The sequence below is a fragment of the Gimesia sp. genome (assembly GCF_048262075.1).
In the GTDB taxonomy this organism is placed as follows: domain Bacteria; phylum Planctomycetota; class Planctomycetia; order Planctomycetales; family Planctomycetaceae; genus Gimesia.
The window spans coordinates 103,268-118,040 of the sequence record NZ_JBLXFK010000001.1 but is presented as its reverse complement, the minus strand read 5'-3'; the positions used below and the strand labels follow the sequence as shown (position 1 = coordinate 118,040).

Below are 14,773 nucleotides of genomic sequence, written 5' to 3'. Positions count from 1 at the left end.
GTCGAATTCAGGGGACTACGGGCAGATTTAAATCAACCTGATTATGCATCGTATAAAAGCGAAATCGATTCCCCTCTGGAATCAATAAACCGCTTGACTGATTGACTTCGGGCCTGGTCAGTGGATTTCCTGAATATTTAACCCAGTCAATCATGTTTTTCGAGGCAGCGATATTCGTGGTCCATAATGATGGCTTTTGAGCGGCTGCAGTGCCGTGAAATATCATATAATAAGTTCCCTGGTATTTGATCAACTGATTCATGGCGATCATTTTCTGATCATAAGATTCAGGGCCAGGCTGCATGACTGGCTGGTCATTATTAATATTCGTCCAGACTTTCATATCCGCAGACGTCGCCAGCCAGATCCCGGCATCCCGCCTTTCGTAGAACAGATACCAGGTTCCCTTTTCATGCCAGACGACCGGAGTTCCATAAGGACCGGCGGCAATGGGAGTCCCATCCGACATTCGTACATCCAGTGCACCAACGCGTTTCCAGTTCACTGCGTCCGTTGAGATGAGATGCTGGGCAATATCATCCTTGCCTTCTGCAAACATGTGATAGGTATTTCCCTGTTTAATCACCATCATGTCTTCAACCCAGTGCTGCTGGTAGATGGGATTACAGGGAGACCTGGTCCAGTGAATGCCGTCACAGGACCAGGCGTATCCCAGCTTTTTCATTCCTTCACGGGTTCCATCATAACCGGTAAACCAGAGGTGATAGAATCCACCCTCTTTGAGAATCCAGCCACGTTCCCTGATTTTTACATCCCAGTGACCGGGCCCCTGGGCCTCAAAGATCGGATTTGCTGAATAGGGACGAAATTTTGTTAATTCATCCGGAAAACGGATTTCTTCTGCAACGAGAGGCGTAGTCGTCCCGTAGAGAAACAGAGCCATTACGAGAAATAAGGAACATTGCAAACGTGTGTAGAAATTCACCGTGGGTCCGTTCTTTTATAACATTCATCAGGTTTCGTATGTTTCCACTGCCATCTTATAGAAGTTTCGCTATTATACGCAGATCACTTTCCGAAATTCAAAGTGCCAGAGATGAATTCTGAGTGTGCCTGCCAGACAGGTCATTTCGAAATCAGAACTAAAAGGATTTATCATGCCAGAGACAGCAACGTTACTCGATATTCAGGGATTGAAAACCTACTTCCACACCAGTCGGGGAGTGGTAAAAGCGGTAGAAGATTTAAGCGTCACCCTTGAAAAAGGGAAAACACTGGGGCTGGTGGGCGAATCGGGGTCGGGCAAGTCCGTGACTTCGCTGACGATCATGAAACTGCTGCCCGATGCCGCTGCCAAAATCGATGCTGGCTCAATCTCCTTCCTCGGTAAAGATCTCGTGAAATTATCTGACCCCGAAATGCGCAGCATCCGCGGTCGTGAAATCAGCATGATCTTTCAGGAACCGGGAACCTCCTTAAATCCAGTATTTCGTGTCGGTAAGCAGGTGATGGAAGCGATCATGCTGCATCAAAAGGTGACGTCCGAGGAAGCCAAAAAACGCACGATCGACCTGTTTCATGAAGTGGGCATTCTTGACCCGGAAAGACGTTTCTCAAGTTACCCCCATGAAATGTCGGGAGGTCAGAAACAACGTGTGATGATCGCGATGGCATTAAGTTGTAATCCGGAATTATTAATTGCCGACGAACCAACGACGGCACTGGATGTGACGATTCAGGCTCAGATCCTGAATCTGATCCGCAAACTGCGCGATGAGCGTGGCATGTCGGTGCTGTTTATTACCCATGACCTGGGTGTGATTGCAGAAATCGCCGACGATGTAGCCGTCATGTTTCGTGGAAAACTGGTGGAATATAAACCGGTTGTCGAAATCTTTGAAAATCCAGAGCACCCTTATACCAAAGGTCTCTTAGCTTGTCGGCCTTCGCTGGATTCAACGTTTAAGCGATTGCCGACCGTATCTGATTTCATGGACTTTGAAGAAACAGAGCCGGGAGAGTACCTGATCCAGGAAAAAGTATTTGATGAAACTAAATTCAAAGACATCACGGCTCACGGGCGCCCCCGGATCCTGCATCCACGATCCGAACTGGAATCACTTGGTTACCGCTGGGATGATGTCAAAAATCTGCCAGAATCTCGGTTTATTGAAGCAGGGGAGCAGCCGATCTTAAAACTGGATCAGCTTCAGGTCTACTACCCGATTAAGAGTGGCATTATCAAACGAACTGTTGACCATGTCAAAGCCGTGGATGGCATCTCTTTAAACATTTACCGGGGACAGACGATCGGACTGGTGGGGGAATCGGGGTGTGGAAAAACGACAACCGGTAAGGCGATTGTCGGCCTGGCTCCCGTGACGAGTGGTCGAATCCTGCTGGAAGGAAATGATCTGGCACATATGCCGCGAGCAGAGCGAAAACCGTTTCGACGGAAAGTACAGATCATCTTCCAGGATCCGTACAGCTCATTGAATCCGCGGATGATGGTTTCGACAATTATTACTGAATCGATGATTGCGCATCGGCTGGGAAAATCGAGGTCAGATCGGCGCGATCGCGCAGCCTCTTTGCTGGAAGAGGTCGGTCTGCCCGTTGACTACCTGGATCGTTATCCGCATGAGTTTTCTGGTGGGCAACGTCAAAGGATCTCGATTGCGCGAGCCCTGGCTGTCGAACCAGAATTTATTATTTGTGATGAATCGGTATCAGCACTCGACGTGTCCGTGCAGGCACAGGTCTTGAACCTGCTCAAAGATTTGCAGGAACAATACAACCTGACTTACATTTTCATCAGTCATGATCTCAGTGTGGTGAAGTTCATGTCCGATATGATGGCTGTGATGAATGCCGGAAAACTGGTGGAACTTGGTCCTTCCGAAGCCATCTATCAGAACCCGCAACAGGATTACACACGCAAATTGATTGAATCAGTGCCTGTCGATGATTTGACACAAATTAAGGCACGAGTTGCACATAGGAAAGAACAGGCAACTAAGCACAAATAAGAAAAGATATGTGGATATGTCTATATGATTAGAGGTCTCCCATTTCTGCTTTCCGTACAGTAGACCACAGGAATTGCCATTGCTAACCTTGCCCTGCAGTCTACGGAACCGGCAAAGTTTATGCTGGTGAAATATTTTAACATCCTAGGTACGGAAAGATTAGGAAAGTGGTAATGACTATAAAACCATCATGGAAAGTCGTTTTAACAGGTCTGTTTTGTCTGCTGTTCATCCAGCCTGCTTTTTCAGAAGAAGAAAAGAAGGAAGGTGAACACGACTGGTTAGTAAAAAACCCTACCATTCAGAAGTTGTTAAAACTGCACAATGCAGAACGTGCACGCAATGGAATGCCCGCATTGACATTGAACACGAAGATGTGTCTACAGGCGCAGGAACATGCCAAGTGGATGGCTGAAACGGGATACTATCAGCACAGTAATCTGCCTTGGCCTGAAATTATTTTTCAAGGTCCCACTTCAGCTGCCGCGGCCGTGAATGGCTGGATCGCTTCGCCCGCTCATCATTCAATCATGTTGACTGGTAGCCAGGCAGGATTTGGTTTCATGGTTTTGAATGGCAACTATTACTGGGTCGGTGTTTTTAAATAAGCGCACCTGATGAATGAGCTGATTCGAAAGCAGTCGGCACAGATTTAAAAAAACAAGGCTGATTTTGGTTGACGGTAAGTCTAAATGTAACTTACCTTTAAACCAGAATCAGCCTTGTTCTATATGGATGAGTCTGCCACAATCTACGGATAGCGTCTCACACTCTGGTTCTGGATTAAAAAAACCAATTGACCTCCCGTGATTTTTCCGACTTTTCAATGGAGTAATTGAAGGAATATCCATGCATCAATATCGCCGTTTCAACCTGTTCTTCTTATCCCTTTTCCTGATGATGAGCCTGACAGGCTGCCCTGGTCCTGCTCCTGATGATGAAGGTGATAAACCAGATTCAGAAAAGAAAGAAGTACTACTGGAGCCCTTCGACGCTCCCAAACTTGCTGATTTAGATGCCGAGGTGGAGTGGGAAGAACAGCCCGTTCTGGACAGCCTGGAACTTTTACGGGAACGCCAGAGTCAGGAGAAGCCTCTGGTAAGTGTGAACGAAGCTCTTAAGCTGAAAAACACCAATCAGGAGATCAATGAAAAAATCCTGAGCGCTCTGGGGAGATTACCCAAAAACGACGAAGAGGTAGACTGGGGCGCGACGATCAACCGACACGTTGGTGCCGACCTGAAAAGTACCAACCCGATTATGGGAAGCTCGGCAGTTGAATTTGAAGTCTCTTCTCTCACTGGTTTTGGTCTATTCAGTTTTGACTGGAACTTCAAACCATTCGCTGTTTCCGACACGGTGGTTTCCTGGCAGTCCAGTAAAGACAAACTTTATGACAAAGTCGTTCTGCGGGATGACCTGACCTGGTCCGACGGAACCCCCATTACAGCCCATGATATCGTGTTTACTTTCAAGACGATCATGAACCCGGATGTGCCTGTTCCTGCGGTTCGTTCTGGAACAGACCAGATTCGCTGGATTCAAGCCTATGATGACCAGACCCTGGTGTTCTTCCATAAAGAATCCCTGCCAACCAACGTCTGGAATCTGAACTTTCCGATTATCCCCAAACATATTTATGAGAAAGAACTCAAATCAGATCCCACACTGCAGGATAGTCCCTACCATGTGAAATTTGAAAATGACCCCGTCACGGGGGGGCCTTATGAAATTGAGAAGCGAGAACGGGGACAGGAAATTCTGTTAAAACGCCGTGAAAGCTGGTACATGCAGGATGGCAAGCAGGTCCGTACAAAACCTTACTTTGAACGGGTGCGTCTGCGAATTATTGAAGATCCCAATACCGCGCTGCTTGCTTTGAAAAATGGCAAAATTGACGAGATGGCACTTAATCCTGAACTGTGGAAAACACAGACTGAGGATGATGATTTTTACAAGACCTGTACCAAAGCGAATGGCCTGGAATGGGTTTACTTCTACTTTGGCTGGAACTGTGAAACGTTGTTCTTCAAAGATAAAGAAGTACGACAGGCGATGTCCTACGCGTTCAACCACAAAGAGATGCTGGATGAACTGTGTTACGGGCTCTATCAGCCTTGTACCGGTATTTATCACGAAACGGCCTGGATGTCTCCCAAACCAATGAGCAAACCCTACACACAGAATCTGGCGAAAGCGGAAAAGCTGCTAGACGATGCCGGCTGGATTGACCACGATGGTGATGGTATCCGGGACAAAGAATTTGATGGAAAAATCATCCCGTTCCGATTTAGTATTATGACATCCAGTCAGCCGTTGTCCCTCTCGATCTGTACGCTGCTGAAAGAGAATCTTGCCCAGATTGGGATTATTTGTGAAGTCAAACCGACTGAATTCACCGTCATGCAGGATAAGGCCCGAAACCATCAGTTTCAGGCCATGTTTGGTGGGTGGGGAACGGGAACGGACCCAGACACCTCCATCAATCTCTGGAAAACGGAAGCAGCTCGTAATTACGTTAATTACTCCAATCCCGAAGTGGATAAGCTGTTCGAAGAAGGACGCCGCGAATTCGACAAAGAGAAACGTGCGAAAATCTACGGCAAAATCCATGAGCTGCTTTATGAGGATCAGCCTTATACCTGGCTCTACTTCCGTAATTCCTTCTATGGCTTCAACAAAGATCTGAGAGGCTATGTATTCAGCCCCCGCGGCCCTTATGGGTATGGGCCGGGCTTTTCCAGTCTCTGGAAACCTGTCGAAAACTAGTCTGTTACTGGCTCACCAAACTGATCAGCAGCCATTTCTGTTTTCATGCAGAAATGGCTGACAGATCTCTGGAAGTATGCTGTTACTCATTACGGATTGATTAAAAAGCATGTTCAGCTATCTCGTGAGAAGGCTATTCATCGGGTTAATTACCCTGTTGTTGATCACCTTCATTATTTTCGGCCTGATCAGAAACATGCCGGGATCTCCAATCTCTGTCAACATGGCGATGATCGACCCGGGAAAAGAACTGAACCCCGCAGATATCGAGCGTATGAGAAAAGCTTATGGTTTGGATAAGCCATGGCCTGAAGCTTATGTGCTCTGGGTGAGTAATGTCTGCCGACTGGATCTGGGACGTTCCATTTCCCGTAAGCAGCCTGTTACGCGACTGATTCATGAGCGCATTGGCCCAACACTGATTTTATCAATCACGTCTCTCTTTCTGACTTATCTGCTGGCAATTCCCTTTGGGCTGTATTCTTCAGCGCGCCAGGGAAAACTGGATGAGCGTACGCTGGGAACAATCTTGTATATGCTTTACTCGTTTCCCAGTTTTGTCGCCGCGTTATTTCTGCAAATTTACTTTGCCAACAAACTGGGATGGCTCCCCCTGTATGGCATGAAAAGTGATAATTATGCTTCGATGACCAGTAGTCAGCAGGTCTGGGATGTTTTCCAGCATGCCCTGATGCCGGTCATCTGTTATACGTATGGCAGTCTCGCGTATTACAGTCGTTTCATCAGAGCGAATATGCACGAAGTCCTGCGTCAGGATTACATCCGCACTGCACGGGCGAAAGGTCTGGGGCCGATCAACGTTCTGGTTAAGCATGCCTTTCGTAATACCTTTATCCCCCTGGTGACGTTAATTGGACTAACGCTGCCTTCGTTGCTGGGAGGCTCCGTGATTATTGAGCGGATCTTCAGCTGGCCTGGCATGGGGCAGTTGTACTTTGAGTCGATTCTGGAACGAGACTATCCCACGATCATGGGTTTGACATTGATGTTTTCAATTCTGACGCTGGCAGGCCAACTGCTGGCTGACATCTTTTATGCCCTGGCAGACCCCCGGGTTAAGATTTCAGATCACTGAGAATAATTGACAGTAAATTCTCGTGTTTATTGCAGATCATTTTTAAATCATTAAGCCACTATGCAAGAACCATCAGAAAACAATACAGCAACTTCAGCAGAGCTGAAAACCGTTAAAAAATCCCCGAGTTTCTGGGCCGAAACCTGGCAACGTTTCAAGGGGCGAAAAATGGCAATGATGGCATTGTTCTATATCGGTTTCCTCTGTTTTGTTGCGATCTTTGCCCCCGCCATTGCCGGGACAAAACCGATCATTTGCAAATATAAAGGCCACATTTATTTTCCAGCGCTGGGTTATTTCAGACGACAGTGGGAAAACCCGGTGTTTTATAAAGACCGCTTTCGCAATCGCTATCCGGAAAATCTGACACAGAAGGATCCGGATAGCTGGGCGATCTGGCCTCTGGTGTACCAGGACCCTTACCGTCGCGTCTATGACGATGAGTGGAAAGGGCGGCCTGGAAATCCGACACAGGATAATGGGGCCCCCAGTCTGCGAAACTGGTTTGGGACCGATCAACGCGGCGTCGATGTGTTTGCACAAATGGTGCATGGTACCACGATCGCGCTGCTGGTGGGTTTTGTCTCGATGGGAATTGCCGGAGTGATCGGTATTCTGGTCGGCGCTTTAGCCGGGTTCTACGGTAAATGGATCGATATGGGACTCAGTCGACTGATTGAAGTGGTGATGTGTATTCCTACCCTGATCTTAATTCTGGCTATCATTGCCATCATTGAGTCGCCGACCATCTGGCATATGATGGCCATTATCGGGCTCACCGGCTGGACCGGGATTGCGCGACTGGCGCGGGCGGAATTTATGAGACTTCGTGAAAGTGACTTTGTACTCGCGGCCAAGACCACGGGCGTCGGTCAATTTCGCATTATCTTTCGTTATATTCTCCCGAACTCACTGGCCCCCGTCCTCGTACCGATCACGTTTGGGATAGCGGCCGCGATCCTGATTGAAAGTGGACTCAGTTTTCTGGGCTTTGGTGCCCCACCTCCCAATCCCAGTTGGGGAACCCTGCTTAACCTGGGACGCCAGAACCTGCAGATGTGGTGGTTGATTTTCTTCCCCGGTATGGCGATCTTCCTGGCAGTCCTGGCTTATAACCTGATTGGAGAAGGTTTACAGGAAGCATCTGACCCGCGTTTACGGGACGCCTGAACTCACCTTTACTGATTTTCTGTCTGCTCTGTCCTGGTCAAAGCCGACTCCAGTTCTGCCAGCTTCTGCTGCAGTTCCTCTGACTGCTGCGGATTCAGCGGGTGATCGCCATAGCGAACCTGGTAAAACAATTGTGTGAACAGATCGGGAGTCTCATCCAGATGTGCCTGGGACAGTTCGGCTCTCAAATCGCTTTTGACATGATTTGTAAATTCTTTCTGCGTTTCAACAGGATTACGCACGAGACCACGGTTAGCCAGTAAAGCCTGAAACCTTTCGTAGAATGCCACATTCCCGGCCCGTAGTTGTCGCGACTGTTCTCCCTGACGCTGTAGCAGCTTTCTGATCAGCCTGAAAGCTACACCAAACAGCCATTTTAGTCCAAAGAACAATCCCGCAATGATAAAAACGGCAGCGCCCCCCTCCCAACTGAACCAGCGTCGCGGGGATGAAAGAAAGGCTTTAATCGACCTGACCAAGCCAACGACTGTTTCACGAAAGTCATAGAGTCGATTTCCTAATCGTTTCCCGGCTCTCAGCATCGGATCGTAGAAGGCTGATTTCTGGCGTTGAAATGAGACACCAATGACATAATCGGACCAGAATTGCGAAAGCGTATTAGAGATCCCTTTCCAGCTGCCCAGTGATGCCGCATTCTCGGCAACGCTTTCTGCGCGCTGCAGACTGGGTGTCGCATCCAGCGTCTGCCAGCGATCATCCAGAAAAGCTTCAACCCAGGAATGGGCGTATCGCTGCTGTACTTCAAACTGATTGGACAAATACTTCTGCTCGCCCCCTTTAAAACCACTGATCACGCGAGTCGGAATCCCTATGGCCCGTAACATTAAAGCCAAAGTAGATGCGTAATATTCACAATGCCCCGATTTTCGGTTAAAGAGAAAATCCTCAACCGGGTCAATTTCAGGGTCCTGAATTGACATATTCAACGTGTAACTGAACTCCCCGGAATCACGAAGATAAGATTCGAGATACCTGGCTTTTTCAAGATCGGTCTTCAATTCCGGGTGATCTGCGATTAGTTTCTTCGTAAATGCAATCAGTTGTTTCAGATCCTGCTCGGGTAATTCAAGATAAAGTGCTTCATTATCTAACTGATCCATTACGATATTTTCAGGCTGTTCTTTCGCAGTAAAGACATTGTACCTGGTTTCACCGTCATCCTCAGGCGGTTGTGTCTGCCGAATTTCCAGTGTCTCCAGGTTTAAACTGTTTTCAGTTTTGCTCAACATATCCATCCCGACAAAGGGTTGCATAATAAACAGAACCTCGGTTCCGATTGAATCCAGCACTAATTCCTGTCGGTAAAGCTGCTTGATGTCAAGTTCTTTCGAGTTATAGAGCCGCCAACGTGATCGTCGCCGTATTTTAGTCCAGCTCCCGTTTTTGTAACTCGAAAGTACCGCTCCTCGAAACAATGGCTCGTCTAAACCAAACTGCGCTATAAAATCTGAGACCGGCACGGGCTCATCGGTTTCGTTATCGAAAATGGAAAGTTGCAGAACGCGTTCGGAACTTTCCAGAATTTCTCCCATTTCTCCCAGCTGAACTTTTTCTGCAAACCCAACCAGCGGTTTGTCACTAGCAGCCAGGGATTCATTGTCGAATAGTGATCGATTCGCCCATAAGCGTGGAATTAACAAAAAGAAGCACATCGAAATCAGCAGAGCACTGAGAAAGTAACCAAAACAGGCACCCATAAATTCTACGGACAGCCATTGCCTGGAGAGATCAGACTGAATGCCACCACGAACGTAACTTTTTTGATTGAATGGAGTCTTCTGGGGATCGTGTGTGACAGTTGAGGGCTTTGGAAAAGGGGAACTCGAATCATGCTGCAGGAAGGAATTACGTGTTCGATGCAGTGAGAAGACGGAAAGCGTCCAGATTGACAGGAACAGATAAATCACCAGCAAGAAACCATAGTAACCTGATTCAGTCAGTACGGCGCCCACTGCAATTTGCAGAAAACCGAGCGCGCACAACCACCAGTACTGAGTATCCCCTTTTTTCTGCAGAAGAATAATCCAGGTCAGATAAACCAGGAAATGCGCTCCAGAGAGCAACCGACCTTCAATATTGGAAGAAAACTCAGCACAGACCATTAAAAATGCCAGCAGCCCCAGAATATTTGCCCAGAGTGGGCTGAGACTGAATTTATCCCAGCGGTCCGTAAAAAACAGCGTGATGAGCCCGAGAGGAATCGTCACCAGTTGCGGAAAGACTCCCCCCTCCGCCATCATGAACATAGTGCTTGATAGCGCTATAAGCAGGTAGATACTGATCTGAAAAGTGAGGGTTAATTTCACCAGTCACGCTCTCGTTTATAAAGTAGTTTCCGTCAGTTATTTTCCAGTACCAGCCAGCGACTGAGAATTTCGGGATCGGCCTCAATCGTTTTACAGGAACCAGGGATCTCTTTTCCCCGGGAGCCCAGCAGCGAACTGAAGCTGAAACGATTGGAAGAACCGTTTTCATCCCGGGTCGTCACAAGTACTGTGCGTGTGCGTGGTGAGGCTGTCTCGGAGACAGTTTTTGCAAACTCTCCTAACGCAGAGCCTTTTCCAGCATCCAGAGTTGCCAGAAAATCCAGCAGATACTCAAGCCCCTGTGAACCGATCCCAACTTCTAACACTTCCAGGGTTGCTGCCTGCGAAACGAGTGTTAATTTTGTATCTCGACTGTTCTTGAGGTGTTCTCGACACAGCGTTCCGACAAAAGAAACGGCCCACTCTACACGTTCCCGCTGTTGCTGCTCAGGAACGCCTGGCAGCCACAGGTCCAGACCAATTACCAGGTCATAGTTCCGGTTCTGATGATATTCCTGAACCATTAATTCTCCCTGTCGGGCCGAACTGCGCCAGTGGATCGCCCGTTGACTGTCTCCGGTACGATATTCGCGAATATGATTGAATTCGTCATCAAATACACCACGACGGCTGCGATTCTGTTGAGCCATCTCTGCGATCGAAAAAAAGTCCTCTGCCCAGTTTGAACTTAAACGTCCAATCTGTGGGTGTACTATGATTTCATTTTGTTCGTGAAAGATAGCCCCTCGTTTGACCAGCCCCAGTGGATAACGAGTCGAAACGTGAAGTGGTCCGAACTGATAAATCCCCCGATGCATCAGTTTCACATAATAATGCGCAGAGAGTTGCTGCCGAGGCCCGACGCGGCGAAATACGACCGAGGCTTCCAGGTCTTCATTGTTATTCTTAAACGTGTCGTTGACCTCCATCAGGTAGGCGGCGATGACCCGTTTATGATTCTCCATCAGAATTTCTGCCGTGAAAGTCTCTCCCACCATTACCCGTTGAGGAATAATCCGTTTCAACTGGATGTTCTTGAGCATGCTGTAGGTAATCCAGCCATTCAACACAAAAGGCCCGGTCATCATGGCGAAGACCAGCATCAGCATATTTTCACGAGACAAAACCGATCCGATAAATAGCACGGTCATCATTAATAGATAGACAACACCATCGCGGGGGAGTGAAACTCGATTTCGCCCGATCCGTTTTACCTGAAATCGTTCTAAATCAGGGAAAATGACCAGCAATATGTTCGACAGGCCCCACAAGACTAATCCCGCGCTGGCGAACCTCAGGATCAGAGGGAGATTGTGGTGTATTTCTTTCAGAGTCAGCGGGAACTGAAAGGTATAAGTAAAGATGAAGATTCCCACAAGCATTAAGATCAGCCAGGGACGCCATTCTCTTCTTTTGTGCCAAAACTCAAGCAGGTTATTTATCATGTATGGTCAATACTGCAGAATATCCTGAAAGGCTGATTATTTCACGAGAAGGAACACTCTCTTGATACATTTATTCTAGCAGCAACCGAAGAAAGATCTACGCTGAAAAGAAGAGAGATCCAGTAAGGTTTTGAATGCTGTCTATCCTGTCCAGATCGATTGAAGCCTTTATTTCAGCAGATGCAGACCGGCTTCACGCCGACGTTGATTGATTGCTGCGAATGCGCGAGGTTCTTTCTTTAGAAACTTGATTAACTGGGACGAAGAACAATTCAGAAACTCACTGGCGGCTTTCAAATCGAATTGATAGTACGTGATGGTATCCAGAGCCTCGGCAAGCAGTGCCGGAAACTCATCATGTTCTGAATTTACTTTAAGAGTTCCATTCATGATTCTGCGCTGCCAGAGCAATGAAGGAGAAGCAGAGATTTCCGGGATGCGATATCCTAGCGCCAGATTCACGCGCAAGCGGAATAAGGCCATCGACCGGTTTCTTCCCTGCTGTCGTCGTTCCGAAGCTTCTCCCACAATATTGGTGGGGATATGTTTGATGACAACTCCCGTTTCGACTTTATTTCGATGCTGACCACCAGGACCGGACCTCCTGACATGTTCAATCTGACAATCTTTCAACAGTAATTCCAAATTACAACATGCGGGATGTGTTTTTCCATAAAGTTCTCGGTCCGAGTCAATTGCTGCCATCATAGGTCACACTCACTTGAATTCATGTTCATGGCAATCGAATCAAAATTCCGGCAGCCATTCAATTTTAACAGTTAATTTTTAGTTGATAAAAGAAAGCGGGAGTTGTTTCAGCGTGCTTCACAGATCAGCAGTTACGGATTATGATGCACGAGTGACCTGTCATTATAGGCTGCTTTCTATTGTTTTCGCCAGCGTGTATTCAGGTATATATTATTTCGACTCTCAGGCCTGTCTGATTGTAATACGGGAAACATATTCTCTGTATTCAGGTACAGTGAATCCAGTTGCCGTTCACTCTGAAGCCTGGCCCTTGAAGATACAGGTATCACAGCATGCAAGCCATTTTCAGACCATCAAAATCAAGCCTCAGGCTGCTATGTGTACTGTTTACTGTCTGTGGACTGGTCGCAGGCTGTGGTAAAGCACACGATCCGAACAGTAAAGAAGCCACCGAATATGTACTCAAACTAGGTGGGACCGTGATACCGGTACATAGTGAACTTCCGATCGATACTCCAGCCAAAATTCCCGAGGGAAAATTTGCAATTCGTGAAATCGATCTGACCAATGCTAAGTTTAAAAATATTGATCTCGTAAAACTCTCAAACTTACCCTATCTGGAATCCCTGAACCTGCATCGAACGAACCTGACCGATAAAGGTCTGTCTTCAATCACTGATTTACCCAAACTGAAATCGCTGGAAATAGCCTATACACGCGTCAGTGATGCAGAAATCAGTAAGCTGACCCGATTTCCACGATTGCGCAAAATCTTTCTGTATGGAACCGCTGCAAAGGCTCAAACGCTTGAGGACCTGAAATCAAATCTGAAAGGCTGCGTCATCTATAAATGATCGTGCAGCATGTGGCTTCAATCTTTGGAATACGGCGAAAGTGGTTTTTGCCAGGGGACACTGCCATACCGCTGAATCTCTGCTCTTAATAATACTGAGAGCTGATTGAATTTTTGACGATTACTCTTCGCCAGATTGTTCTGTTCCAGAGGATCGGCCTGCAGGTCATACAGTTCCAGCGGTTCAAAGGGACTGTTCTGCAATAGCTTCCAGCGCCCACTGCGCACCGCTTCGATCGTTTTTCCTCCATAGCGATTTCCCCCTTCGCGTCTTCGGAAAAACCAGTGCTCGCGTAATGGCTTCTGCTGTTTCCCCTGCAGGGTGGGCAGAAAGCTGACGGCATCTAACCCTGCCGGAACTGGAATGCCACTTGCTTCACAAACCGTGGGAAAAATGTCCATACTCATTGCCATAAAATCCGTGTCTGATTGCGGAGTAATGTGATTCTCCCAGACCACGCCCGTGGGAACTTTTAATCCGCCTTCGTACATACTTTGCTTGCCATCACGCAATGCTCCGTTATTGGCGCCCACACTCAATTGCCCTCCGTTATCAGAACTGAAGACAATCAGAGTATTGTCACTCAAGCCCGTTTCATCCAGTGTCTGAACGATTTTCCCGATTCCAGAGTCCAGATGCTCTATCAATGCCACGAGTTTTGCCCGGTCGGGAGCAATCCCTGCTTCGCGTTGTTTAACTTTATCCAACCAGTCCCGGGGAGGCTGAATGGGAGTATGCGGTGCATTATATGCCAGATATAGAAAGAAGGGGCTTTTAGATTTCGACTGCTGCTTTAAATACTCACAGGTCCAGTCAGTAAACAGATCCGTCGCGTGCCCCTGGGGGTCGACTGTTTTCTGATTCCATCGCATATAGTTTACTTTGTGACGACGATGCAGATAATAATCGTCCATCATATCTCCCAGAAAGCCACGAAAGAGATCAAAGCCTCGTTCGTTGGGCGTATTCGGTGATTCCAGTCCCAGATGCCATTTCCCTATGATTGACGTCTGGTATCCCGCCTTATGAAAGACATCCGCCAAGGTGACTGCAGACGGCTTGAGATAACCCCAGCTGTTTTCAGGATGAGTACGAATCACTCCCGGAACTCCCACCATATCCTGGTAATGTCCGGTTAATAACGCAGCCCGGGTTGGAGAACAGACGGGGCAGTTCGCATAGAAATTTGTAAACTTCATACCCCGGTTTAGTAATCCGTCAATGTGTGGCGATTTTAAATCGGTGGCTCCATAACTGCTTAAATCGCCATACCCCAGATCATCCACCAGAATCACCAGAACATTAGGGCGAGTCTGTTGCGCCCCGGTTTCGCGTGCAATCGAGTGTGAAAACAGAATCAGTAGAATAAATAAAGTGGCTCTCGACAGGTTTGATTTTTTCATCTTCAGAGTTA

At 47.5% G+C, this 14,773-nt stretch carries 11 protein-coding genes; 6 read left to right on the top strand and 5 right to left on the bottom strand.

The features are described from left to right. Positions 1–7 precede the first annotated feature (7 nt). Entirely contained in the window at positions 8–946 is a 939-nt protein-coding gene (locus tag ACN0YH_RS00470) for a glycosylase (protein ID WP_417377591.1), read from the bottom strand. A gap of 172 nt (positions 947–1,118) precedes the next feature. Here ACN0YH_RS00470 and ACN0YH_RS00465 point away from each other — a divergent pair, with 172 nt between their 5' ends. The 5 genes from ACN0YH_RS00465 to ACN0YH_RS00445 all read left to right on the top strand — a co-directional run bounded on the left by ACN0YH_RS00465 (position 1,119) and on the right by ACN0YH_RS00445 (position 8,025). Further along, complete coding sequence (locus ACN0YH_RS00465) at positions 1,119–2,990, top strand: ABC transporter ATP-binding protein (RefSeq protein WP_417377590.1); 1,872 nt, start codon at positions 1,119–1,121, stop codon at positions 2,988–2,990. 173 nt (positions 2,991–3,163) lie between these two features. Beyond that, on the top strand, positions 3,164–3,598 hold the full coding sequence (locus ACN0YH_RS00460) for a CAP domain-containing protein (RefSeq protein ID WP_417377589.1): 435 nt from the start codon (positions 3,164–3,166) through the stop codon (positions 3,596–3,598). Between the two features lie 241 nt (positions 3,599–3,839). Continuing rightward, positions 3,840–5,759, top strand: coding sequence for a peptide-binding protein (locus tag ACN0YH_RS00455; protein ID WP_417377588.1), 1,920 nt, complete (start codon positions 3,840–3,842; stop codon positions 5,757–5,759). Positions 5,760–5,868: 109 nt separating this feature from the next. Continuing rightward, complete coding sequence (locus tag ACN0YH_RS00450; protein ID WP_417377587.1) at positions 5,869–6,855, top strand: ABC transporter permease; 987 nt, start codon at positions 5,869–5,871, stop codon at positions 6,853–6,855. Positions 6,856–6,915: 60 nt separating this feature from the next. Next, positions 6,916–8,025, top strand: a complete 1,110-nt coding sequence (locus tag ACN0YH_RS00445; RefSeq protein WP_417377586.1) for an ABC transporter permease — start codon at positions 6,916–6,918, stop codon at positions 8,023–8,025. A gap of 8 nt (positions 8,026–8,033) precedes the next feature. On the opposite strand, the gene ACN0YH_RS00440 is transcribed toward ACN0YH_RS00445, so the two are convergent. The 3 genes from ACN0YH_RS00440 to ACN0YH_RS00430 all read right to left on the bottom strand — a co-directional run bounded on the left by ACN0YH_RS00440 (position 8,034) and on the right by ACN0YH_RS00430 (position 12,505). Beyond that, complete coding sequence (locus ACN0YH_RS00440) at positions 8,034–10,352, bottom strand: transglutaminase TgpA family protein (RefSeq protein WP_417377585.1); 2,319 nt, start codon at positions 10,350–10,352, stop codon at positions 8,034–8,036. Positions 10,353–10,384: 32 nt separating this feature from the next. After that, positions 10,385–11,734 (bottom strand): DUF58 domain-containing protein, encoded by a 1,350-nt coding sequence (locus ACN0YH_RS00435; protein WP_417377584.1) that lies wholly within the window; start codon positions 11,732–11,734, stop codon positions 10,385–10,387. A 231-nt stretch (positions 11,735–11,965) separates the two neighbouring features. Next, complete coding sequence (locus tag ACN0YH_RS00430; RefSeq protein ID WP_417377583.1) at positions 11,966–12,505, bottom strand: peptide chain release factor family protein; 540 nt, start codon at positions 12,503–12,505, stop codon at positions 11,966–11,968. Between the two features lie 332 nt (positions 12,506–12,837). Between ACN0YH_RS00430 and ACN0YH_RS00425 the strand changes: the two genes are divergently transcribed. Next, positions 12,838–13,359, top strand: a complete 522-nt coding sequence (locus ACN0YH_RS00425; protein ID WP_417377582.1) for a hypothetical protein — start codon at positions 12,838–12,840, stop codon at positions 13,357–13,359. 17 nt (positions 13,360–13,376) lie between these two features. Here the strand turns inward: ACN0YH_RS00425 and ACN0YH_RS00420 are convergent, their stop codons facing one another. Continuing rightward, a complete protein-coding gene (locus tag ACN0YH_RS00420) occupies positions 13,377–14,762 on the bottom strand; it encodes a sulfatase (RefSeq protein ID WP_417377581.1) in 1,386 nt (461 codons plus the stop codon). Positions 14,763–14,773 lie beyond the last annotated feature (11 nt).